We start from the raw sequence: 25,121 nt of genomic DNA, 5'->3' as shown, positions 1-25,121 counted from the left end.
AGTTCGTATTATTTTCCTGATGCGTGCAGTGTCTGGCATTTATTGCAAATATGGGTACCTCGGCCGCCAACAACAAATTTATGAATCGGTCTTGAACAGGTTGGACAAGGCTCATCCTTCTTGCCGTATACAAGCAGCTGATGCTGAAACATTCCCATCTCGCCTTGTCCATTAACGTACGATTTAATAGACGAACCGCCTGCTTCAACCGCATTTCCCAGTGTCGAACGTATCGCTTCATAAAGTCGCTTCCATTCGGCCGGCTTCAATGTGCTAGGTGTTCGCTCCGGATGTATGCGTGCTTGAAATAAAGCTTCGTCTACATAGATGTTGCCCAAACCGACAATATGCTCTTGATTAAGCAATAGCGGCTTAATCTTAGTCGCGCGTTTCTCGAGTTTCCCGCGAAGCGCTTCTAGCGTAAAGGCTGGCTCAAGCGGCTCTATACCAAGCTTGTTAAGCGGCGGAAGCTCAAGCTCCTGCCCTTCTTGGAATAAATGCATCGTACCGAACTGGCGAACGTCCTTATAACGCAAATCCGTGCCATCTTCGAAATGAAAGATAACATGAGTATGCAGCTCAATCGGCTCTTCCGATGGGAAAACCCCATATCGGCCTTCCATTCGCAAATGCGATACAAGTACGAGCCCGTCCAAGATAATCCGCAAAAACTTGCCGCGTCGCTCAACCGTCTGGATCGTATGTCCGACAAGCGCATCCGCGAACTGTTCAGGTTCTGCTGGACGCTGTATAATACGCGGGAGTCTAACGGTTACTGATTGGATACGTTTTCCCGCTACAAGTTCAATTAATGTTCTTCTAACTGTTTCTACCTCTGGCAATTCAGGCATTTCTCCTCACCTCAACAACCATTATACCCGAAACTGCCCGCCAGTGGGTTACTTTGCTTCATACCAATTGTCACCGAAACTCATATCGGCCTTCAAAGGAACATCAAGTTTGAGCGCTCCAGCCATCACTTCAGGCACAAGCGTCTTCATCAGCTCCAGCTCCTCTTGCGGCACTTCGAACACGAGCTCATCGTGCACCTGCAGCAGCATGCGGCTCTTCAGCTTGCGTTCGCGCAGCGCAGCGTCCATATGGACCATGGCCAGCTTAATAATATCTGCCGCAGTACCTTGAATCGGTGTATTCATCGCTGTACGTTCAGCAAAGGATCGCAAGTTGAAATTAGAAGCATTGATGTCATTCAGATAACGCCTGCGCTCAAGCAGTGTGGCCACATACCCGTCGCGCTTCGCTTGCTGAACGATATCGTGCATATATTGGCGAACGCCTTTGAAAACCTCCTTGTAATCCGCAATAAACTTTCCAGCTTCATTACGGGAAATGCCAAGGTTTTGCGATAAGCCAAAATCGCTGATGCCATACACGATGCCGAAGTTGACCGCTTTTGCCGAACGACGCATGTTGGAATCAACCTCCTCGGCAGTTACGCCGAATACATCCATCGCTGTTTTGGTGTGAATATCCATGTCCTTAATGAACGCTTCCTTCATATTCTCATCATCAGCAATATGTGCGAGCACACGAAGCTCAATTTGTGAATAGTCAGCTGCTACGATGGACCAGCCCGGCTCGGACGGTACAAAGGCTTTCCTAATTTGGCGTCCTTCCTCAAGACGAATCGGAATGTTCTGCAGGTTAGGGAACTGACTGCTTAGACGACCGGTAGCTGCAATGGTCTGGCGATAATACGTGTGTATTTTGCCTGTTTCCTTGCGCACCTCTTTAAGCAAGCCCTCTACATAAGTAGATTGCAGCTTCGAGAGCTGACGATAATGCAGGATAAGCGGAATAATCTCGTGATAAGGAGCAAGCTCCTCCAGTACCTCAGCATCCGTCGAATAACCTGTTTTCGTCTTTTTCTTAGCAGGCAGGCCAAGCTTCTCGAATAAAATCTCACCCAGCTGCTTTGGCGATCCGATATTAAATTCCGTACCAGCAAGCTTGTACACGCTGCTAATGATTGTTGTCAGCTTACTCTCCAAATTACGGCCAAGCGCCTCCAGCTCCTCCGACTTTACTTTAATGCCCTGAAACTCCATCCCTGCAAGAATGCGGGACAATGGATGCTCCATGTCAAAATAAAGCTTGCTCATGCCCGTATTGCTTAGCTCTTCGGTTAACAGAGGCACGAGCTTCCGAACCGCTTCCGCTTTCAGCGATAAATGGCGATAAAGCGTATCGGCATCAGGCACTCTGAATTTCGCGCCTTTGCCATAAACAGCTTCATCCGGCGGCAGTGTCGACAAGCCTTGCTTCTCATTAATGCCGCTTAATGTCTGGCTTGCTTCTGTAGGATCGAGCAAATATGCTGCCAGCTGCACATCAAAAGCAGAACCCTCGAAGCTGATTCCGCTCCATTTGAGTGCCAGCTCCACCTTATGGAGATCAAAGCCGTATTTCGGCTTGTCCGCTTGTTCGAGCCAGTCGCGAAGCTTCGCTGCGAAAGGCTGCTTAAGCACTGAATATGGCATTACAAACACAGCTTCATCAGTAGCGATAGCAAGGCCAATCAGCTCGGCATGATGCGGATTCTCCCCAATGGCTTCGATATACAAGCCATTTTTGTCCGACTTCTGGAGCAGTTGAATAAGCTTCTCCAGCATCTCTGCGTCTTTTTCTGATTCGATCACATTAATATTCAAATCAGCTGCAGCAGCTTCGGCTTCCTTATCCATATCACCCGCTTCAGCACCTAGCTCCAGGCGATCAATTAATGATTTAAATTCCAGCTTGCGGAACGCCTCAGCCAGCTTCGAACCATCATACCCGGCATAACGAATGTCATCGATAGACTTTTCTATAGGCACTTCACGGAAGATCGTCGCCAAGCGCTTGCTCATCGTAGCATCATCTTTATGGCTCTCAATGTTTTCCTTCAGCTTGCCCTTCAGCTTGTCCAAGTTATCAAGCACGCTTTCAACGGATCCATGCTCATGAAGCAGCTTAAGCGCCGTTTTCTCGCCTACGCCCGGAACACCAGGTATGTTGTCAGAGGTATCCCCCATGAGCCCCTTAAGATCGATAATTTGCATCGGCACAAGGCCGTATTTCTCTTGGATCGTCTCTGGTGTGTAAAGTTCAACATCACTAACGCCTTTGCGTGTTACCGCAATGGTTACTTTGTCTGAAGCAAGCTGCAGCATATCTTTATCTCCAGTAACGACAAAAGTTTCTACACCTTTCTCGTCAGCTGCCTTCGTTAGCGTACCGATAATATCATCGGCCTCATAACCGGACAGCTCAAACTGCGAAATGCTAAAGGCTTGAAGCAGCTCCTTAAGCACTGGAAATTGTTCTGACAGCTCTGGCGGTGTCTTTTGTCTTCCGCCTTTATATTCCGCATAACCTTCATGGCGAAAAGTGACCTTGCCGGCATCAAATGCAACCAGCACATGAGTCGGCTTTTCTTGTTCAAGCAGCTTAAGCAGCATCGTTGTAAACCCAAAAATCGCATTCGTGTGATTGCCCGCCGAATTTGTAAGCGGCGGCAAAGCAAAAAACGCACGGTAGATTATACTGTTTCCGTCAATTAGCATCCATTTTTCCATAAGGAATCAACACCTTCTTTATGTAACATTCATACCTTTAAGTATACCACAAAAAGGGCTATTCCCAAGCATTGCTGCGATGGGATAGCCCTTTTTTGTATCGGTCACATCATCATGGAATGAAATGGAGCAGGCCTGCCTAATAAATAACCTTGAGCATATTCAATCCCCATCTCACGCACCTTCGCAAGCTCCGCTTCAAGTTCTATGCCTTCGGCAATTATGGAAATATCCATTTTTGCTGCAATCTGAACCAGTGTGTACAAAATATGCTCTTTCATCTCATCCAAGTGGATATTCTGAATAATCGACCGATCCACCTTCAAATAATCAGGACGCAGCTCAGCGATTGATTGCAATGACGAATAACCCGCTCCAACATCATCAATTGCAATTTGATAACCTTGACTACGGTAATGCTCCAGCGCCTTCTTCACAGAGCCAAAATCCGCGATTGAGCTTCGTTCTGTAATTTCAAATACGACATGATGGGGCGATAGCTTATGCTGCTCCAGCAGACTGAGCGTTTGACCCGGCGAGAAGCTTGGATCCTCCATAATTTGCGCCATCACATTGATGAATAGCTTTTGCCCTGGCATGAGCCGCAGACAGCCGTCTATCGCCTTTTCTCTAGCCAGTCTATCCAAGCTATAAGTCAAACCTTCCTGCTCAGCACACTGAAAGAGTTCCATTGGTCCATTAAACCAAGTTTGATCCTGCGTGCGCGATAGCGCTTCGAAGCCAAATACCTCTCCTTCGCGCAGCAGCGATACGATAGGCTGATATACTGGCTGAATAAGCCGCTCGCTAATGACTCGTTCCAGAGCTCGGCGCTTTAAGCTTCGTTCCATCGATCCGGCGGATTGCCCGTGCAAAATTGCTTTTTTCATCGCATCATACCAGACGAGGCCATCCACAGGGTCATTGTCATTGGGTACGACAGATACACCAATATGGAGCTTCCCAAGCACATCAGCTAGCCCCTCATAGCAGATCTCCTCTGCAAATTGTTTCTCCCAATCAGCGGTATGCTTATAGGCCAGCTCAAGAAGCCAGTCCTCCTGCAGCATTTGATGTCCGGCCGGCAAACGCATATGGATAAATAAATCCTCCTTCATCCATTGCAGCCCTTTATATAGTAAAGAGCTTCCAAATGCAGCCTTCACCTCATTCTCTGCAAAAACACGCCATTTCTCATGCTGCGCGGATAAATGATTTTTCCGAACATCCGTAGGAAACTGCCATGATAAATAAATAATACCAAGATGACCCGAGCTCACGTTTTCCGTATCGTTTAGCCGCCATATGTCCCGTAGTTGTCTCAATTTCCGTTCCGTTCCTCTCCATGATGCATTCCTATAATTTGATCCATGACATAGACGCTGCCTTTAAGAGCTTTCGCTTGTTTCTTCAGCTTTGCCGCAATCCTCGGAATATCATCTGCCGCAAGCGCTACTCTGCCATCCCATAACATGAGTGACAAAGAAAGCGTTACACCCTCCTGATCAATGAGATTGCCCTCTCGATCCTCAACTGTCGTTACTTCAACGCCGCCGTAAAATGCTTTAATCCCGCTATCGAAACGCTTAATCATAGCCTGACATAGTTGCTCCGCCGAATCTGCTCTCATTACCACGATGAAATCATCTCCGCCTATATGTCCGACAAAGTCGTCGACTGCTCCGAGCTGATCAAGCTCCATACGCAGAATATCTCCCAAATAGCGAATCAAATTATCACCGAGCCCAAAACCAAAGGAATCGTTATACCATTTAAAATAGTCCAAGTCCGCATAGACAACAGCAAACGGCTCACTTTGTCCGATCCGCTGGCTCAGTTCCAGCTGAATTTCCTCGTTCCCCGGCAGCCCCGTAAGCGGATTAGCTGTTCGTGCTGCCTCCGTGCGAAGCGCCGTCATGCATTCCAAAATAGACCTGATCGTAGCTGCTCCTGCCATCTGTCCATCCTTCGTAATAAGAACGACATCGTATAGCTGTGAGAAATCCCTTGCCATTGCCAGCTGAGATACATGCTCGACAGTAAGCTGCTCATCCACAATAAGCGGTTGATTGTTCATAATCCGCTCAATCGGTCTGTTCCAATAAAGAGGCAGCCCGAATTGGCCGGCTAACATTTGATGCAGCTTCTCTTTCATTAAGATGCCAATTGGTCTGCCTTTATCGACAATGACCGCGCCTTGCGCCTTCGCATTCGTATCGAAAAAATAAGCAACCTCGGACACCCTGGCCCGGGCAGGAAATATCGGAAAAGGTGCAGCAAGCCCGCCAATTCGAACGGTTCGGCTATGGTTCCCCGGCAAATGCAGCTGCTGCACTGGCTCGCCTGCTCCGATGATCTGACCGTAGTTTTCTATTTTCGGTTTGCCTTCGGATAGAGATTCTTGGCGGTTCCTTCCGAGAGTAACGTTATATGCGCTTTGCTCCATCGCATCAAGAATCATCCGATAAACAACCGACTCCGAGGAACGGCCGGTTGCTGGAGGGTATGCAGTTGAAAGACCTATGCTTACCTCCAGAACGGTGTCTGAGAAAGCCCCGTCTTCTTTTTTTGCATCAGACTTCCTTAGCCTATCAATAAGCCGCTCCATCGCTTTCTCGACCACTCGAATGATCGGTTCATCCTTCTGCTGCCGATCAAATAAATAAAAGTAATCCCATTCAAGGCGCTGACGCCAGAAAAGCCTTGCCTCCGTGCCCTCCCATAGCTGCAATGCTGATTCTGCTGCTGTGTTCCCAATGCGAAAACGGACGTAGATGACACCAATTCCGCCTTCATGCCAGCGCTCTTTTATGCTGCGGAGCATATCTCGATTGAATAAACCAACCCCGACTCCATTCATGCCAATCCCCTCAATCGACTATCGTCTATTTCAGTTCCTTTATGTATTACTTTACCAGCCAATTGTGAATAGAGATGCATAAAAGGATTAACTTGCGGTAAAATTCGACATTTTTCTTAGTGCTTTTCTCCTAAACAAAAAAACCGTCCAGCAGCTAAGCGTGGGCGGTCTTAAGTATGTTTTAAGTAGGTTATACGTTCAAATCCGGACGATTGCCCGTTACGAGATAAACGACGCTCTCACCGATGTTCGTTGCGTGATCACCGAATCTTTCGAGGTAACGTCCGACGAGAGTGAGAAGCGATGACTGTGTAATGTTGCGAGGATTTTCCATCATAAGGGAATAAAGCTCGCGCGTAATTTGTCCATATAGGGCATCAACCTGATCGTCGTCCTTCGCCATTTTGTAAGCCAGGTCTACGTTTTCTTGAATAAACGATTGAATGGACTCGTATGTCATAAGCTGAACAATTTCTGCCATACGCGGCAAATCGATTAACGGTTTTATTAGCTCCTGACCCTCTAAACGCAATACAACCTTAGCAATATCAACGGAGAGATCGCCCATACGCTCCAAATCGCTTGCGATTTTAAACGAGGACAGAATTCTTCTCAAATCCTTGGCAACAGGCTGCTGCGTAGCGATCAGCTTCGAGCCGATTTCCGTAATCTTTTCTTCCATTTGGTTTAGCGACGGGTCCAGCTTTATGACCTGCTTCGCACGGTCAACATCAACGGTTTTTAATGCTTCCATCGATTCTACGAGCGCTTTTTCAACAAAAGTACCCATATCAATCAGCAAATTATGAAGATGCTCTAGTCCTTGGTCAAACTCTTTACGCGTGGTCATCATGAACGGCATTCCCCCTACAAGGTTTGTAAAACAACATCATTCGCAAGGACAAAATGATATGATTAAGCCTCTTGAATAAAAGTTTTCTCCCACGATCCGTTTGGCTTAGCCGAAACGTCCGCTTATATAATCTTCTGTGCGCTGATCGGTTGGATTGGAGAACAGCTTCTCCGTATCCGAGTATTCAACGACCTCGCCATTCAAGAAAAACACCGTTTGATTGGATACGCGGGCTGCCTGATGCATGTTGTGAGTAACCATCACGATTGTGTATTTATCTTTCAATTCTTGAGCAAGCTCTTCAATTTTCAGCGTGGAAATCGGGTCAAGCGCTGATGTCGCCTCATCCATAAGCAAAATATTTGGGTTTACTGCAAGTGCGCGGGCAATACAAAGGCGCTGCTGCTGTCCACCAGATAAACCGAAAGCGGAACGTTTCAAGTGATCCTTTACTTCATCCCACAATACCGCGGATTTCAAGCTTGTTTCTACAATTTCATCGAGCTCGCGCTTGCTAGTAATACCATGCAGGCGAGGACCGTATGCCACGTTATCATAGATTGATTTCGGGAATGGGTTCGGCTGTTGGAATACCATGCCGACCTTTTTGCGCAGTGTTTCAACATCCACTTCATTCGAGTAAATTTCAGTACCGCCAATGGCGATACCACCCTCGATCCGAGTGCCCGGAATCATATCGTTCATACGGTTTAGTGTACGAAGCAAAGTTGACTTTCCGCAGCCGGATGGACCGATGAATGCAGTGATTGCTTTCTCAGGTATCGTTAGTGTTACATCCTTCAAAGCGTGAAAAGCGCCGTAAAACAAATTCAGCTTGTTAATATTAATAAGTGCTTCCATATCGTTTTCCTCCTAAATATTCTTCTGATACTTGTTGCGAAGCAAAATAGCCGAAAAGTTCATTAGCAACAGCAGCGCTAGTAAAACGATAATACCGCTGGCCGCAAGCTCCTTAAATTCAAGCTGTGGCTTGGACAACCAGTTGTACACCTGAATAGGAATAACCGTAAACGAATCCTTAAGACCTTCTGGCAAAAAGGCAACATACGTTAATGCTCCGATCATAACTAGCGGTGCCGTTTCTCCAATTGCACGAGACATAGCAAGAATGACGCCAGTTAGTACGCCCGGAAGAGCTGAGGGCATAACAGAGCGAGAAACGGTCTGCCACTTGGTCGCGCCTAGAGCGAACGAAGCATCACGGCGTGATTTCGGAACGGCACGAATCGCTTCTTGTGCAGATACGATAATAATAGGAAGCACAAGCAGCGTCATCGTGAGCGCCCCTGCAATGAGACTGCGATCAAGAGCGAGCAGTCGTACGAACAAGGTTAAGCCCAAAATACCGTATACGATGGACGGAACGCCCGCTAGTGTACTGATATTAAGCTGAATCATCCGGGTAATCCGGCCCTTTTTCGCATATTCCTCCAAGAAAATCGCAGCTCCTACTCCAAAAATAAAGGAAATAGGCGCCATAATAAGCAGCATGTAAATCGTACCAACCAGCGCCGACTTCATTCCGGAACCGTCCGCTTTGCGAGACGGGAAGTTCGTGAATAGATCAGGCTGGAGCCTTGCAATACCGTCGATCAAAATATCTACGATTAACGCGCAAAGCGCGAGAACGCCGATGGAAGTGGCGGCGACGAACAGGATATGAAGCATCCAATCCTTTTTCCGCCGATTAGCAATTTGCTTGCGGTTAGCATCTAGAAATATGTTCATCTTAGTACTCCTCTCTGAATCTTCTTGCAATGTACTGGGCAAGAATATTGAGTAGGAATGTAATGACGAACAACGTCATGCCGACCGCGAAGATCGATCCATACTCAACCGTTCCATGCGGCGTATCCCCAAGGCTGACCTGAACGATATAAGCGGTCATCGTCTGGATGCTCTCGAGCGGATTAGCCGTCATATTAGGTGTAGAGCCTGCCGCTACCGTAACGATCATCGTCTCGCCGATCGCCCTTGAGAAAGCAAGTACGGCAGAAGCCACGATACCCGAAAAGGCTGCTGGCACAACGATTTTCAAAGCAACCTCGAACCGTGTTGCGCCAAGCGCATAAGCGCCGTCACGCAAGCTGCGCGGTACAGAGGACATCGCATCCTCACTTAGCGAGCAAACCATAGGAATAATCATAATACCGACAACAATACCGGCACTTAATGCGTTGAACACGCCGGCGCTATGAAAAATACTTTGAATAAGAGGTGTAACCAAGCTAAGAGCAAAGTAACCATATACGATGGTTGGAACTCCTGCGAGTACCTCCAATATCGGTTTAATTACTTTACGAACCCGCTTCGGTGCATATTCTGATAAGTAAATGGCACTTGCAAGCCCTAGAGGGATAGCGACTAAACAAGCGATAAACGTAATCATGAGCGTGCCTGACAGGAGCGGCAAAACGCCGAAGCTTTTGGGCGGAATTAACGGTGACCATTTGGTCCCAAACAAGAAATCAAAAATCGGTATTTTTTGAAAAAACTGATAGGTCTCTGAGATGAGTGTGACGACAATACCTATTGTAGTTAGAACAGATACGGATGCACACAGGAACAATAGGATTGGCATCAATTTGTTCATGATGCTTACGCGTTTATTTTTGAAATCATAGACTTCCTTGCTGTTTGTTTGAGCCTTACTGACCGTTTGCAGCCCTTGGCTTGGCATTGCAGCGTCCTCCTTCTTGCCTTTACAATTCGTTTACATTTGTGCCGATAAAAAGGTGATGTCCCTCGAGACACCACACATTTTCATCAGGTCGTTTGTTACTTATTTAATTTTTGCTGCTTCAGTTGCGTATTGCTCATCTGGAAGGGATACATAACCAACTTCGCCAGCAAAAGTACCGATGTTGTTGATATAGTATTTAACGAATGCGTTCACTTCTGGACGCTCAAGCTCTTTATTGTTTGCATAGATGAAGAGCGGACGGGACAATGGAGCATAAGTGCCGTCTTTAATTGTGTCATAAGTTGGTGCAATAGCGCCTTTGCCGCCGTCTACAGGAACAACTTTCAATTTATCTTGGTTTTCTTCAAAGTAAGCAAAACCGAAGTAGCCAATGCCGTATTTGCTGCCTGCTACGCCTTGAACAAGTGCGTTGTCATCTTCAGAGAAGCTGATTGCTTTATCATTGCGAATGCCTGCTTTTTCAAGAATAGCTTCATTAAAGTAGTCATAAGTTCCGGAATCAGCGCCTGGTGAGAACATTACGATCGGCTCAGCAGGGAAAGTGTCGCGAACGTCTTTCCAAGTTGTTACTGTGCTGCCAGTTGTAAAGATTTTGTTCAGCTCTTCAACTGTCAAGTGGTCGATGAAGTCATTGTCTTTGCTTACAACAACAGACAAACCGTCAAATGCTACAGAAAGCTCTGTATATTCGATGCCAGCTGCTTTACAAGCTGCTGCTTCTTCATCCTTGATGTGACGGGAAGCATCTGCAATGGCAATTTCGCCTGCGCAAAATTGTTTAAAGCCGCCGCCTGTGCCAGATACGCCAACCGGTACTCGTACATCTTTGTGCTCTTTGTTGAATTCTTCAGCTGCTGCTTCTGTAAGTGGGAACACTGTGCTTGAACCATCAATTTTAATCTCGCCTGACAATTTCACATCTTCACCAGCTGGTGCGTTAGTTGCAGTGTTATTCTTAGATCCTGTATTTTCAGAACCTTTATTTCCGCTATTATTACCACATGCAGCTGCGAATACGAGCAGCGTCACCATCGACAACATTAGAATTCCTTTAAACCCTTTTTTCTTTAACAACTCTACCACTCCTCTTATTATGTCTGTAAGGGTTCATCCCCGTGCCTCTTATACTACTAGCCGTTTGTAAACCTCGTATTCTGTTTTTGTAAACTCCATGTTAAAAATAAGATTGCTGTAATTTTTTCATTTCGACTGCGATATGAACGGCTTGCTGATGTGCCTGCTCCGATAAAACGCCAATTTGCTTCGCGCTATTGCGATTATCAGCTGCCGCTCGGAAAAGATGATTAAACACCTCCACGGCTTGATTGATATTCGCTTCGCTTGCGATCGTCTCCATTCGTCCCGAATGAGCAAGACTTGTCGTTTGCGTAATGGCATCAACTATCGTTTTTGTTAACGTCGTAATTTCGTTCGCAAATTGCTTCGTTTGGCCTGCCAGCTTCATCACTTCACCAGCTACTACCGCAAACCCGCGCCCATGCTCCCCTGCACGGGCTGCTTCTATAGAAGCATTCAGCGCGAGTAGATTACTCATCTCTGCCAGTTCTTTTATTAATAAAGAAACTTTGCTGATAGACCCCGCCTCAGATTGAAGCTCATTCATCCGTTTCTCCTGAAGCTCAGAACTCAGCGTCATGGCGTTAAAAGCTTTTGTTACTTTATCCAGCTCGTTTTTGCCGGTTAGGGTCAAATCGACCATATCTACAGACATTGACTCGCCTTGTTCAGTTGACTTGCGAACGCTGCTGACGGCTTGTTCGATCTCTCTCACCCGCTGCTCTGCTGAGCGAATCGTACTCATTTGCGCATCAACGGCTTCCTGCTGCAGCAGCCGGGAAATCTTGAGCATGTCCGACACAGTCAATATACCTGCAAGCTTATTTTTTAACGTAACGATGACACAATCGTAAAGCACACTCTCGTGGCGGCTTAATGCGCTGTCAATGAGCTGCTGCGGTGCATAATCATAATCGACTACGAGCGGACTCGCATCCATAAGCTTTGTAATTGGTTTGTCATCATACAAATCTGCGCTAAAGCGATGGCCCAGCTTCAGGAAGAACCGATTGCGCATCATCAGACCGATAGGAGCCCCTTGCTCCCCAGTTACGATAATGCACTCACTTTCCGGATGCTTCTTAAACACAGCGATCGTCTGCCGGCATGTATGCTCTGCGTCTATTGTTGGAGCCTGACGCAAAAAATGATGCAGGCGCGTTGCTTCTGCTTTTACCGGATGAATTGTTATTTCATCGGCACGCTGCTCCGCTTGCTTAACAGTCCTTTCATCGGTTCCTTTTACCTCAATCGGTTGTTGTACGTTTCCGTTAAGTGGTGTGTTTGGAGCAGTACGCTCATTTTTCTCGATAGCTGATTGTTTTTCTTTATCTAGAACAGTCGCTGTCACTTCACCCTCACCCTTCCTTCTTTTTCCTTATGCACTCACTATAGGTCGTAAGCATCAATTGAATTAGGTAGAAATGTTATCGGAATGTTAAATTCGACAATATATTTTTTAATTTCCGTAAAAACATACCTATTGAATTTTCCAATAAGAGAGTCTTTATGACTAAACAACAAAAAAGCTGTGATCCACGTACAGTTTCCTGTACGCTTCACACAGCTTTTCTATAAGACTAGTATTATTTCGAAGCTCGTTTCAAGATCCGGCAGCCGTAAGGCTTCAATTCAACACTGTTGTTTAGAGCCGCACCCGTCAACAAATCTGTATACTGCTGAGCATCTAAAGCAACCGAATCCTCATTTGCACTGAAATTGGATACAAAGACGTAGTCGTTCACGCCATCTGTTCTTAATTGTGCAGTTACGCCATGAGGCAGCTCGGAATCAAGAACTCGCTTGATCCCCTCTTGCTCTATAATTCGAGTCAGAAAATCGTTTGTAAAAGCTGCTTCGTTGCGCGATGCAACATAATAGGCTTTGCCTGCACCCAAATGATTTACCGTTAAGGCAGGGCGACCCGCATAGAAATCCTCTCCATATACAGCAAGTGCCTCCGCCCCTTCAAGATGGATAAGATCACACAGCTCGCGTGCTGTATATTGGCCGCTCAGTCCAAGCTTATTTCCGTCCTTCAGCACGACCTGATTGGAATCATGATCATGCAGCGAATCGATCTCCTCGGACCAGATCCCAAGCGTCTTGCGCAGTGGTCCTGGGAAGCCTGTTAGGAAGCATAGGTCATTCTCATCAACGATACCTGTCCAATAAGTAGCGATGAAAGTACCGCCATTTTCAACAAAACGTTCAATGCGCTCGCCTACACCCGGACGCACCATATATAACATAGGAGCAATAAGAAGCTTGTACGAATCAAAGCTGCATTCCGAATCAATAATATCCACTGGCACACCCAGATCCCAGAACGGACGATAATGGCGTTTAGCCGTTTCCTCATAATGAAGACCGCTATTGCGCGGGCCTTGCGAATCCTTTACTGCCCAGCGGTTTTCCCAATCATAGATAAGCGCTACCTCTGGCTTCACAGTTGTACCTACTACTTCAGTTAGTTTCTCCAAAGCTTCGCCAAGCTCAGCCACATCACGGAAAACGCGAGTATGCTCATGGCCGACATGGTCCACTACTGCACCATGCAGCTTCTCGCTCGAGCCTCTGCTCTTGCGCCACTGGAAATACTGAACAGTATCTGAGCCATGTGCAACCGCTTGAAGCGATGACAGCATATGCATGCCTGGACGCTTCACTTTACTAATTGGCTGCCAGTTCGTCATGCTCGGCGTGCTTTCCATCAGCATGAACGGCTTTCCGCCGCCAAGCGAACGAAACACATCATGGTTGAAGCCAATCCACGCCGCTTGCTCGCTGTCGTCTCCGCCATTGTCGTGCCAAGTTGGATAAGCATCCCACGAAATCATATCGAGCAGCTCTGTAAACTTCCAATAGTTAAGCGGCTCAAAATCAAGCATAAAGTTCGTCGTAATTGGAAGCTCACTGTTAGCAGCTCGCAGCGGAGCAATTTCGTTGCGGCAGAAATCAACCGTTTGATCCGTAACGAATCTTCTCCAGTCAACATTCTGGCCGTGAACTGCTTTCTCGCCACGCTCGGTTGGCGACTCGACTTGGCTCCAATCGGTATACGTGTGGCTCCAGAACGTCGTCCACCAAGCATCGTTAAGCGCTTCTAGTGTACCGTATTTATTTTTCAGCCAGTCGCGGAAAGCGTCTTCACAATACGAGCAGTGACATTCGCCGCCATATTCATTTGATATATGCCAGCCGATAACCGCAGGATGATCCGAATAACGTTCAGCCAACTTCGAGTTCATGATCGTTACCTTCTCGCGATATACAGGTGAGCTGAAGCAGTGGTTGTGACGCGCACCATGCAAATTACGAATTCCGTTAGGTGCAACGCGCAGCACTTCCGGATATTTTTGAGACATCCATACCGGGCGCGCACCGCTTGGTGTAGCAAGCAAGGCATAGATGCCGTTAGCAGCAAATTTATCAAGCAGCGTGTCCAGCCATTCAAATGTAAATACGCCTTCCTCAGGCTCGATCGCCATCCATGCAAAAATGCCTACAGACATCACGTTGCAATGTGCAAGCTTCATGAGGCGGATGTCTTCCTCCAGCACCTCAGGATACTTCTGCCATTGATCTGGATTATAATCTGCACCATGCAGCATTTGCGGAATTTTTGCGCTTATCGGGGGAAATTTCATACTCATCTGATCTGCCTCCATTTTCGTCTTGCTTGCAGCTATTATTGGTTATACTATAATGATATTCATATTATAGCTTGTTCATTGAACCAACTATATAACAGTATTTTCGCATCATTATAAAAATATGAAACAGGAGGCCACCGCTATCGACACGATGGTTTTTCCGATTTTGACAGAGACAGACAAGACACTCCCGGTTTATCTCACGAGTATCGGGCATTGGAGCGATCAAGAGCCGATTGACCGTCCAAACGGCTATCCTCATTTTCAATGGCTGCAAGTCATTAGCGGCTCGGGCGAGCTCCATGTTGGCGATCAACAAATGACCGTTCGAGCTGGGCAAGGGTTCTGCCTGTTTCCGAACGAGCAGCATCAATATTTTTCAATACAAGCGCCTTGGGAAATCATTTGGATGAGCTTTAGAGGCGATTTGTCGGACAAGCTGTTCAGGCAGGCTGGAATTACACAATCCGGTGTCTATTCGACTGCTGATCATGATATGATTGTTACCCACATGAAAAACATTTACGCAATGACGCAATCCGGCCGATCCTTTCTCGGTCTCGAATGCTCTAAGCTGGTTTACATGTTTTTACTTGATTTAATGAAGGTTATTCTTGTAAGCTCACACTCGGTAGAACAAAACTACTTAAAGCTGCAGCCTGTTCTTCATTATATTGAAGCTAATTACAGCAAGCTTATTACGATAAAGGATTTAGCAGGCTGTATCGATGTAACGCCGCAGTACCTATGCTTGCTTTTTAAGAAAGCTTTGAAAATGCGACCAATGGCATACGTAAACCGGGAGCGCGTCAATCGGAGCAAGGAGCTTATGTTCCGCGAAAGCGAGATCAAGATGCACGAAATCTCCCAGCGCGTCGGCTTCGACTCCCCCAGCTACTTCAGCTCCGTCTTTAGGCGGCTTGAAGGGTTAAGCCCGGAGCAGTTTAAAAAAATTCACGGCATGCGTTGATGTGAGGGCAGTTGTGTGGTTCGGAGTTGGCTCCGTAAGAAAACATACGTTCTAACAGCAGACTTTCCGCTGCTGGCAGCACGCCTGACGGGCTCCATAAGAACCTATAGGTTCTTACAGACGCTCAGCTAAGTTACTTTGGAGGCTGTAAGAACACATACGTGCTAACATCAGACTATCCGCTATTGGCAGCACGCCTGACAGGCTCCGTAAGAACCTATAGGTTCTTACAGGCACGTAGCTAGGTTACTTTGGAGGCTGTAAGAACACATACGTACTAACAGCASACCTTCCGCTGTTGGCAGCACGCCTGACRGGCTCCATAAGAACCAATAGGTTCTTACAGACGCTCGGCTAGGTTACTTCGGAGGCTGTAAGAACACATACGGGCTAACAGCAGACTTTCCGCTGTTGGCAGCACGCCTGACGGGCTCCATAAGAACCTATAGGTTCTTACAGACGCTCAGCTAGGTTACTTCGGAGGCTGTAAGAACACATACGTACTAACAGCACACTTTCCGMTRTTGGCARCACGCCTGACGGGCTCCATAAGAACCTATAGGTTCTTACAGACGCTCAGCTAGGTTACTTCGGAGGCTGTAAGAACACATACGTGAAACAGCAGACTTTCCGCTGTTGGCAGCACGCCTGACGGGCTCCATAAGAACCWATAGGTTCTTACAGACGCTCRGCTARGTTACTTYGGAGGCTGTAAGAACACATACGTGCTAACAGCAGACTTTCCGCAGTTGGCAGCACGCCTGACGGGCTCCGTAAGAACCTATAGGTTCTTACAGGCACACAGCTAGGTTACTTTGGAGGCTGTAAGAACACATACGTGCTAACAGCAGACTTTCCGCTGTTGGCAGCACGCCTAACAGGCTCTGTAAGAACCTATAGGTTCTTACAGGCACATATTTAGGTTACTTCGGAGGCTGTAAGAACACATACGTGCTAACAGCAGACTTTCCGCTGTTGGCAGCACGCCTGACGGGCTCCATAAGAACCTATAGGTTCTTACAGGCACATAGCTAGGTTACTTCGGAGGCTGTAAGAACACATACGTGCTAACAGCAGACTTCCCTCTGTTGGCAGCCGACCTATTCTTAACATACAGCCGAGTTCATAGGTTTCACTTCAATTCAGGAGGTTCATATCATCATGACTAATAAAAAACTTATATTTAATGAAATTGATCTATATGCGGACGCTTTTCGCACGATATCACGATCGGTGGGCAGTCGGCCAGAGCTTGGACATGAGGAGTTTTTTGCTTCGGAGCTGCTTTGTACGGAGCTTGCAAAATACGGGTTTGTGGTTGAACGTGGTATTTTAGGCATTGAGACATCTTTTATCGGTGTTTATGATACAGGAAGCCCTGGCCCGACAGTTGGCTTCTTATGCGAGTATGATGCTTTGCCAGAAATCGGACATGCTTGTGGACATCATCTCATCTGCTCTATGAGCATGGCAGCAGCTGTCGGACTTAAAGCGGCTTTGATAAACAGCGGCATTGGCGGAAAAATTCGCATCTATGGTACGCCAGCTGAGGAAACACGCGGAGCGAAAGTACCAATGGCAGAGGCAGGTTTATTCGATGACTGCGACTTCGCTTTAATGGCGCATCCATACTATACGTTTGAACGTTCAGGCGAATCACTAGCGCTGGATGCTGTGCAGTTTGAATTTCATGGTCTAGCCGCGCATGCAGCTGCAAGTCCATATGAAGGAATTAATGCGCTGGATGCTGTGCTTCAGCTGTTCAATAGCGTTAATGCGCTGCGCCAACAAACACGCAGCGATGCGCGCATTCATGGTATTATTGACAACGGCGGCAAGGCGCCGAACATCATTCCTGATTATGCATCGGCCAAATTTTATGTCCGCTCGGCTTCACGTACTTATACAAACGAGCTCACTGCGAAAGTGCTGCGCTGTGCAGAAGGGGCCGCATTGCAGACGGGCTGCACCGTTACAACAAATCATTTCGAATACTCTTATGATGAGCTGCTTACTAATGAAGCATTGTCCGAGCAGTTCAATACGAATCTGATCGAGGCAGGCATTCGCCCTGAGGATATGGAAATCGGCAAGGATCATGGCTCGCTTGATTTAGGCAACGTCTCCGTTCGCTGTCCAGCTATTCATCCTTACGTCAAGGTGGTACAAGATCGTTTGCTGCTTCATACGGAGGCGTTTCGTGATGCGGCAATGACCGAATATGCGCTGGACGGCATGTTATTTGGTGCCAAAATGCTAGCTGCAACCGCATACGACGTATTTGCCTATCCTGCGCTGCTCGCACGAATTCGCGCYGAATTCGAGCATCAAACCAAAAGCAGCAAGTAAGAACAGGATAAAGAACAACTTCGCTCGGAATGGGGAGGCAGGCCGCAATGGATAAAAGCATCATCAATAGCCACGAGATTACACAAATTTGTTTATTGGCCGGCAAAATCATTTTGCAAAACGGCGGCGAAACCTATCGTGTCGAAGATACGATGTCCCGAATTGCAGCTGCTTACGGCATAGAGAACTCCCATAGCTTCGTCACGCCGACCGGTATTATATTTGCCATTGACGGTTCATCCCAAATGACGAAGCTCATTCGTATTTCCGAGCGTTCGACGAATTTGCTTAAGGTATCCTTAGTCAACGATATTTCCAGAAAAATTAGCACCGGTACGCTGGCTGCTGGCGATGCACACCGACTTTTACAGGAAATAGACTCTAACGCCTTCGTTTATCCGGTTTGGATGAAAATCATTGCTGCTGCGATAGCGAGCGGCTGTTTTCTTATCATGTTCCAAGGCAGCTGGCGCGACTTCATCCCTGTTGTGCTCATCAGCGGCATTAGTTTCGCTTTTTCAGTTAAGCTACATCGAATCGTGCCGATCAAGTTTTTCTCCGAGTTCATTACGGCTTTGCTGATCGGCACCTTGTCCGTGCTGTTTGTACATAAAGGATATGGATTTGACCTCGATAAAATTATTATTGGCTCAGTTATGCCTCTTGTGCCCGGCTTGCATATTACAGCAGCAGTCAGAGACCTGATGGCTGGCCACCTTGTATCAGGGCTTTCGAAGGGAGCAGAAGCTTTTCTCACAGCATTCGCTGTGGGTGCAGGAATCGCCGCGGTGCTCTCGTTTTATTAATCAAGCAAACACGCCTTCGGCGTACTTTAGACGCTGAAGTAGCTTTGACGGTGAAATATAAGATAAGTAATAGAAAATGATATACTTTCTTATATTTCGCAAAATTCGGAGGTGTATTACGTTGTCGATATTAGAACAGCTAGTCACTAGCTTTATAGCTTCAGCAGCCTTCGGCCTCATCTTCAACGTACCGAAGCGAACGCTTGTGCACTGCGGCGTTGTTGGCATGATAGGCTGGTTCATTTATATTTCCTGCACAGAGCTGTCGCTGGATACCATTCCTGCGACGTTAATTGCTGCTTTTATCGTAACCGTAGTGAGCCAGCTATTCTCAAAGCTATACAAAACGCCCATCATCGTCTTCAGCGTATCCGGCATTATTCCATTAGTTCCCGGCGGACTCGCCTACGATGCTATGAGAAACGTCGTGGAAGACAATTATGACATTGCCGTGCAGCTAGCCGTAAAAGCATTCATGCTCTCAGGAGCCATTGCAATTGGTCTTATTTTCTCAGAGGTCGTCAATCAGCTCATCCGTAAAACGGAACGTTAGCATAATTTATTGAGATGGAATCGAATACCTGGAACGCAATATATTAGCCATTTCTATGATTTGTTCTTTTGTCGGCATTACAAGCTTCGACTCTGCTTCTCTCATACCCGCTTCCGTCTGCTGCGAAGCTATGACTCGTTTGACCGCTTTGACAAAAGCATCTCCGGCTCCTGCGCCAAGCGGTGTCAATTGCTCCAAACTAGCCGTGCTTTCAGCAGCCACAAGCGGATAATCGTTTTCGTTTTCCCCCTGCGCAGCTTTATCATAGAAGGATCGAACGAAGCTGGCCCGCTCCTGGCCAGATCCATCCGCTACAATAAAAGCTTGTACAATAAAGGCATGCGTCTGCCGACGCTGTGCGATTCCGCAAAACTTATACCCGCCAATGCTCAAATCAAATTCGCCAGGACAATAAGCGCCTTTGATTTCCCCTTTATCTACCTTGCAGCCCGTCTCCTGTAATGCATGACGAATCAGCCCATACATTTTTTCAAAATCATCATGAAAATGAAAGGAGTCCAACGCTTTTTTCGGCATGATCAGCGATATATTAATGACCCCCAAATCAAGCGGTACCGCAGCTCCTCCCGAATTGCGCACAGCAGTAGACCAGCCTTCCGATTGAAGAGCCATTTCAGCGTTGGCAGCGCCTGGCAATCGGCTGTCGCGCAGTCCCATAACAAATGCTCTTGGGTGTCGCCAAATATGGCAAATGGCTGGACCTCCCTGCCCTGTTTTTCTGCAAAGCAGCTCATCCAGCGCAAATGGATATAACACATCTAATTCATCCAGCTCATTCATGCGGTCGAGCAGCAGCACATTTTCCAAACCATAATCCCTTATTGAATCCCGTTCCATATGTCGTCCAACCCTCTCTGCTAATCCCTTACTCCGTATACTTGCTAAGTTATATCTATTTTAACGATAAATGAGCAATCGCGCATCATTTATACCGCTCCCTTATTGCTAATGGTGAAAGCATTCACTACAATAAGGATATTGTCATGCAGCGCCAAGGGGGTAACATTAGATTTGGAAGCAATAAATGAAAAAGTCGCATACGAAAACCCATTGCTGTCGCTGCGCGTTTTTCGCCCCATTCGCAGTCTGGACGGTTATACAAACTGGCATTATCATAAACAGGTTGAGCTGCTGCTCATTCTCGAGGGTGAGCTGGACGTTTACGTCGATGAAGAAAGCTTTCACCTGACTTCTGGCGACATCGTGCTTATCGGAGCTTCGGAGCTGCACTCCGATCGCAGCCATAACTTGCTCGATTATATTGTGCTTCAATTCGATCTGGAACCGTTTTTTGATCAAAGCACGATTCCCTATATGCGGTACTTCTCAGAAACCCAAACACCGCTCAGTAAAGCGAATTATATTTTCCAAGAAAACAACACGGCAAAGCAGCAAGCTGTCTCTTACATTCATCAGCTATTGCACGAGACGACACATAAAGAAACAGGCTATGAGCTGGCAGTCAGCGTTTTAGTCAAGCAAATATTGCTGCTTTTGCTCCGCAACGACAGCCGCAAAGTGTTGATTGAGCAAGATAATTTTGAGCGCATTCGCCTGAAACCAGTGCTCGATTATATCGAAAATCATCTGACGGATCGTATCCAAGTTGAAGAGGTTTGCAAGATCGCCAATATGAGCTATTATTACTTCGTAAAATATTTCAAAAAAACGATCGGGCTTTCCTTTACGGAATATGTGAATTATCGCAAGGTGAAGTGGGCAGAACGAATATTGCTGACGAAGGATTTGAGCATTTCGGAGGTTGGCGAGCGAATCGGGATGCCGAATATGGCACATTTTTATAAAATGTTTAAAAAATACAACGACTGCTCGCCTAAGCAATTCCAGCGTAAGATGCTTGTGCTTAACCGGCAATAATCTGCTTATCAACCAAAAATACCTTCAGCGTCCTTTGGATGAAAGCAGCTTTGAGGGAGAAATATAAGATAAGTAGGAGCAAATGATATACTTTCATTAGAAAAAGCTCGTCCACCCTATAATTTCGGGGTAACGAGCTTTTTTGGCATAACGAGTTTATAACCTACACCACGGATCGATTCGATTTGTACAGATTGCTGACCAAGCTCCAGCTTCTTCCGCAATGAGCTCACATGAACATCAACCGTACGTTGGCCGCCGATATAATCGAAGCCCCACACGACATTCATAAGATCATCCCTCGTAATTACCATGCCTGGACGCTGTACTAAATAAAGCAGAACCTCGAACTCCTTCGGTCTAAGCGGAATCGTATCGCCGTTTAAGATGACCTCATACTTCTCGGGATAGATGGACAAATCACCAGCTGTGATGACTTTCTCTGAAGACTCGATCGGCTTGCTATCATCAAGCTGTGTCCGACGAAGCACCGCGGATACGCGTGCTAGAAGTTCAGCCACGCCAAACGGCTTCGTAATATAATCATCAGCACCATGCTTCAGTCCTTGCACAACCTCTTCTTCCGCATTGCGAGCTGTTAAAATAATGACCGGTGTTCTTACGCCATTTTGGCGAAGACGGTTTAATATTTCAAAGCCGTTCATGCCAGGAAGCATGATATCTAAGATGACCAAATCGAAATTACGCTGCAAAGCCGTCTGCAAGCCTTCCCCGCCATGATCGATAACGGTCGTTTCATAGCCCTCTTGGGTCAAATTGTACGACAGAAGCCTTGCTAATGTCGGTTCATCTTCAATGACGAGCACTTTATGCGACATGTTACCTCCAACCTGGCGAATGGCGGCGCCAAAGACGCCGCATCCGCATATTTAGAACGTTTAGCTTTAGTTTATCACGGATTCATGAAGAATAGGTAAATCTTTTTTTCTATTGCAGTACAGGCAGCTCGATCGTGAATGTAGATCCTACACCAACATCACTTGTTACCGTAATGGTACCTTTATGAAGCTCAACGAGATGCTTAACGATCGATAATCCAAGTCCCGTACCGCCTGAGCTGCGCGAACGTGCTTTGTCTACGCGATAAAACCGTTCAAATATACGCGGCAAATCCTTTTTCGGAATACCGATGCCGGAATCGCTAATTTGGATGCGAATATGATCATCGCCCAAACCTTCAACCTTTAAGGATACTCTGCCCCCTTCAGGCGTATAGTTAATCCCGTTCGATAACAAATTCATAATGATTTGACGCAAACGATCCTCATCGGCTTCAACATAAAGACCCGGCTCGATGTTCATGCTGAGCTCAATTCTTTTGCGTACCGCTTCTGATTCCATCAGCTTAATCGATTTGTGAACGAACGTATCCACTTCTACAGGCGAGAACACAAGCGGCACTCGCCGTGACTCGATTTTGGACAGCTCCAATATATCTCCGATCAATCGGTTAAGCCGATCTGACTCATCAAATATAATTTGCAAGAAAGAACGTGCTGTTTCCTCATCGTTAACCGCGCCGCCAAGCAGCGTCTCAGCAAAACCTTTTACTGCGGTAATCGGCGTTTTCAGCTCATGGGAGACGTTTGCGACAAATTCACTGCGCATCCTCTCCAGTCTGCGAATAGCGGAAACGTCCTGCAATACGAGCAGTACACCAGAGAAATCATTCCCCTCCGGATGAATCGGCACGAGATTAAGCTCCAGCAGCCTCTCCTCTGGAAAATAAAACGTAATTTCCTCACGCAGATGCTGTTTGCTTTTAAGACCCTCTTGAATCATTTGCGACAGCTCGTATTGCTGCTTCGCTTCTGCATAATGACGGCCAACGAGATCACGAGCGGAGAAGCCGAGCACTTCCTCTGCACGTCTGTTCATCAATACGATTTTTCCATTCAGGTCGATCATGACGATTCCATTAATCATATTATCAAGAACACTCTCAAGCTGATTCTCATTTTGCTGTATACGCGTCATTTGAACTTGCAAGCTGTCTGCCATCGCATTAATAGCATTTCCAAGCTCACCAATTTCATCTTGCTTCATCACTTTTACTCTTGCCAAATAATCCATATTTTTGATGCGTTTAGCAACCTTCGTAATTTGCTCCAGCGGTTTTGTCAGACCAAGTGCCAGGCGGTAGCTAATAAAAGCTGCAATAAGGAAAAGTACAAGCAATCCTAAGAACAGCATCATCGTCAATTGACGTATGCTTTCATCAACTTCCTTCAAACTCATCGCCAGGCGAATCACATCAGGCGCTTGACCCGGCACCACCGTTACAGGAATAGCGACATACATCATATTTTGTCTAACCGTTTCACTAGCCCGAATCGATCTTCCTGTTCCTGTAGCCAATGCTTCCTTAACTTCGGTACGGTTTAGATGATTGTCCATATCCCGAGGATCTCCATTTGAATCACCTAACACGACACCGTCATTGCGAATAAAGGTTACTCGAGCACCCGCATAACGCTGGAGCTCCTTTGCCTCATTTGTATAATAGTCATATAAGGAGGAAATTTCACCTGATTTCCAATTCATTTTTGCCGAGATGATCTGCATCTCACGAACCATATTGTCTTCAAGCGCTTTGATATGGTTTTCTTTGAACGTTTTGACCATAAATAATCCTGCTGCACTGACCGATAATGCGATCATCGCAATCATGATGAGCGTCAGCCTAGTGCGGAAGCTGTTCATTAACATTCACTCCTTATGTTTAATCATGCACACATCGTTTATGGTACATGCGTCGCAGTACTTTCGCTACCCTTGTGATTATTAAGTTTTTGTAAAACATAATGGTACACAGTTGCTAAAGGCTGCTGAATAAGAATCGACAACACAACAGGCACAGCAGCTATTGGACTGAAATAACCGAGCGCCAGCACAATGCCAAGAGAAATGTTGCGCATTCCTGTTGCATAGGAAACGGTCACCTGCTGCTCGTGTTTGCGAAGCGGCGCCGTTCCAATGTAGCCGAAGGCGTAACAAGCACTAACCAGCAGCACAACAATCGGAACGAGCAGCAGCATATCCTGCTTCAGCTCTCCTAAATGAGGCGCAATAGCCGATGCATTTAACGCGACAACACCGACGAAACAAAGCTTGGAAAGCGGTGCTGTAAATGGCTGCACGATACTTTGAATACGTCCTCGGCTCATTTGATTAAGGGCGACGCCAATGATCGTAGGAAGTACAATAATAACGAGTAAATCAACAATAATGGGTCCTGCCTTCACTTCAACAGCGGAGTCAAAAAACAGATGGATACCCGCCGGCACTACCAGTGGACTAAGCGCTGAATCGAGCACAACCATGGCTAGCATAAGCGGAACACTGCCTCCTGACATGCCAACCCATAGCACGGTAGACACTCCGATTGGTATAAGCGTAAACAAAACGAGGCCCACCACATAGGGCGAATCTGCACCAAATGCGAGTGCCCCAAGTCCATAGGCTACCAGCGGAGATACGACATGAGCAATCAAAAAGGTAAGCCCGATAATGCCCGGCCGCTTCAGTACCTCTCGCAATTGTCCTAATCCGCAGCCAATGGCCATCGTTAGCGTGACATAGGCAAATAAGTAAGGAACCATTTCAATAAAAGGCTGAAGCTGTGTTGCAAATAGAAAGCCAAGTATCAACGATCCTGGAATAATGATGAACATCCATCTCTCAAATTGCTGGTTAAAAGCTAAACCCCATTCACGCATGATCTTTCCCTCATTTACCTCTTCTAGTCGATTTTGTACATAAGCTATATAATAA

Annotated in this window: 20 protein-coding genes; 5 read left to right on the top strand and 15 right to left on the bottom strand. The window is 46.6% G+C overall.

Translation table 11 applies throughout. The features are described from left to right. Positions 1–8: 8 nt before the first annotated feature. From mutM to AC1DM9_RS18170, 11 genes are all read right to left on the bottom strand, one after another. Positions 9–851: a DNA-formamidopyrimidine glycosylase gene (gene mutM, locus AC1DM9_RS18220; RefSeq protein WP_441885885.1), complete on the bottom strand. Its 843-nt coding sequence runs from the start codon at positions 849–851 to the stop codon at positions 9–11. 48 nt (positions 852–899) lie between these two features. Beyond that, positions 900–3,578, bottom strand: a complete 2,679-nt coding sequence (polA, locus tag AC1DM9_RS18215) for a DNA polymerase I (RefSeq protein WP_441885888.1) — start codon at positions 3,576–3,578, stop codon at positions 900–902. Positions 3,579–3,682: 104 nt separating this feature from the next. Further along, entirely contained in the window at positions 3,683–4,903 is a 1,221-nt protein-coding gene (locus AC1DM9_RS18210; RefSeq protein WP_477581461.1) for an EAL domain-containing protein, read from the bottom strand. After that, positions 4,900–6,438 carry a GGDEF domain-containing protein gene (locus tag AC1DM9_RS18205; RefSeq protein WP_477581459.1) on the bottom strand — a complete coding sequence of 513 codons (1,539 nt, stop codon included), beginning with the start codon at positions 6,436–6,438 and terminating at the stop codon, positions 4,900–4,902. The genes AC1DM9_RS18210 and AC1DM9_RS18205 overlap by 4 nt, the downstream gene beginning before the upstream one ends. A gap of 190 nt (positions 6,439–6,628) precedes the next feature. Further along, entirely contained in the window at positions 6,629–7,288 is a 660-nt protein-coding gene (gene phoU, locus AC1DM9_RS18200) for a phosphate signaling complex protein PhoU (RefSeq protein WP_076270305.1), read from the bottom strand. Between the two features lie 108 nt (positions 7,289–7,396). Further along, positions 7,397–8,152, bottom strand: coding sequence for a phosphate ABC transporter ATP-binding protein PstB (pstB, locus tag AC1DM9_RS18195; protein WP_308999341.1), 756 nt, complete (start codon positions 8,150–8,152; stop codon positions 7,397–7,399). Positions 8,153–8,164: 12 nt separating this feature from the next. Beyond that, complete coding sequence (gene pstA / locus AC1DM9_RS18190; protein WP_076270190.1) at positions 8,165–9,040, bottom strand: phosphate ABC transporter permease PstA; 876 nt, start codon at positions 9,038–9,040, stop codon at positions 8,165–8,167. Between the two features lies 1 nt (position 9,041). After that, positions 9,042–9,905 (bottom strand): phosphate ABC transporter permease subunit PstC, encoded by an 864-nt coding sequence (pstC, locus tag AC1DM9_RS18185; RefSeq protein ID WP_256711019.1) that lies wholly within the window; start codon positions 9,903–9,905, stop codon positions 9,042–9,044. Positions 9,906–10,094: 189 nt separating this feature from the next. After that, on the bottom strand, positions 10,095–11,090 hold the full coding sequence (locus tag AC1DM9_RS18180; protein ID WP_441885896.1) for a PstS family phosphate ABC transporter substrate-binding protein: 996 nt from the start codon (positions 11,088–11,090) through the stop codon (positions 10,095–10,097). A gap of 100 nt (positions 11,091–11,190) precedes the next feature. Beyond that, on the bottom strand, positions 11,191–12,444 hold the full coding sequence (locus AC1DM9_RS18175) for a methyl-accepting chemotaxis protein (RefSeq protein WP_477581457.1): 1,254 nt from the start codon (positions 12,442–12,444) through the stop codon (positions 11,191–11,193). A gap of 235 nt (positions 12,445–12,679) precedes the next feature. Continuing rightward, positions 12,680–14,749: a beta-galactosidase gene (locus AC1DM9_RS18170; protein ID WP_477581455.1), complete on the bottom strand. Its 2,070-nt coding sequence runs from the start codon at positions 14,747–14,749 to the stop codon at positions 12,680–12,682. Positions 14,750–14,870: 121 nt separating this feature from the next. Between AC1DM9_RS18170 and AC1DM9_RS18165 the strand changes: the two genes are divergently transcribed. The 4 genes from AC1DM9_RS18165 to AC1DM9_RS18150 all read left to right on the top strand — a co-directional run bounded on the left by AC1DM9_RS18165 (position 14,871) and on the right by AC1DM9_RS18150 (position 19,427). Beyond that, on the top strand, positions 14,871–15,719 hold the full coding sequence (locus AC1DM9_RS18165; RefSeq protein WP_083682407.1) for a helix-turn-helix transcriptional regulator: 849 nt from the start codon (positions 14,871–14,873) through the stop codon (positions 15,717–15,719). 1,161 nt (positions 15,720–16,880) lie between these two features. After that, entirely contained in the window at positions 16,881–18,068 is a 1,188-nt protein-coding gene (locus AC1DM9_RS18160) for a M20 family metallopeptidase (RefSeq protein ID WP_477581453.1), read from the top strand. 47 nt (positions 18,069–18,115) lie between these two features. Beyond that, positions 18,116–18,874, top strand: a complete 759-nt coding sequence (locus AC1DM9_RS18155; protein WP_339204010.1) for a threonine/serine exporter family protein — start codon at positions 18,116–18,118, stop codon at positions 18,872–18,874. Positions 18,875–18,950: 76 nt separating this feature from the next. After that, positions 18,951–19,427 (top strand): threonine/serine exporter family protein, encoded by a 477-nt coding sequence (locus AC1DM9_RS18150; protein ID WP_339204011.1) that lies wholly within the window; start codon positions 18,951–18,953, stop codon positions 19,425–19,427. A gap of 6 nt (positions 19,428–19,433) precedes the next feature. Here the strand turns inward: AC1DM9_RS18150 and AC1DM9_RS18145 are convergent, their stop codons facing one another. After that, entirely contained in the window at positions 19,434–20,285 is an 852-nt protein-coding gene (locus AC1DM9_RS18145; protein ID WP_477581450.1) for a lipoate--protein ligase family protein, read from the bottom strand. 174 nt (positions 20,286–20,459) lie between these two features. Here AC1DM9_RS18145 and AC1DM9_RS18140 point away from each other — a divergent pair, with 174 nt between their 5' ends. Beyond that, positions 20,460–21,326 (top strand): AraC family transcriptional regulator, encoded by an 867-nt coding sequence (locus AC1DM9_RS18140; protein WP_339204013.1) that lies wholly within the window; start codon positions 20,460–20,462, stop codon positions 21,324–21,326. 116 nt (positions 21,327–21,442) lie between these two features. On the opposite strand, the gene AC1DM9_RS18135 is transcribed toward AC1DM9_RS18140, so the two are convergent. The 3 genes from AC1DM9_RS18135 to AC1DM9_RS18125 all read right to left on the bottom strand — a co-directional run bounded on the left by AC1DM9_RS18135 (position 21,443) and on the right by AC1DM9_RS18125 (position 25,066). Then, positions 21,443–22,165: a response regulator transcription factor gene (locus AC1DM9_RS18135; RefSeq protein ID WP_076270199.1), complete on the bottom strand. Its 723-nt coding sequence runs from the start codon at positions 22,163–22,165 to the stop codon at positions 21,443–21,445. Between the two features lie 109 nt (positions 22,166–22,274). Beyond that, complete coding sequence (gene pnpS, locus AC1DM9_RS18130) at positions 22,275–24,050, bottom strand: two-component system histidine kinase PnpS (RefSeq protein ID WP_477581448.1); 1,776 nt, start codon at positions 24,048–24,050, stop codon at positions 22,275–22,277. 38 nt (positions 24,051–24,088) lie between these two features. Beyond that, entirely contained in the window at positions 24,089–25,066 is a 978-nt protein-coding gene (locus AC1DM9_RS18125; protein WP_477581446.1) for a bile acid:sodium symporter family protein, read from the bottom strand. Positions 25,067–25,121: the final 55 nt, after the last annotated feature.

It is taken from the genome of Paenibacillus sp. 01T431 (assembly GCF_056398625.1).
Note: the sequence above shows the minus strand (reverse complement) of the source record. Positions and strands in the feature narration are given on the sequence as shown.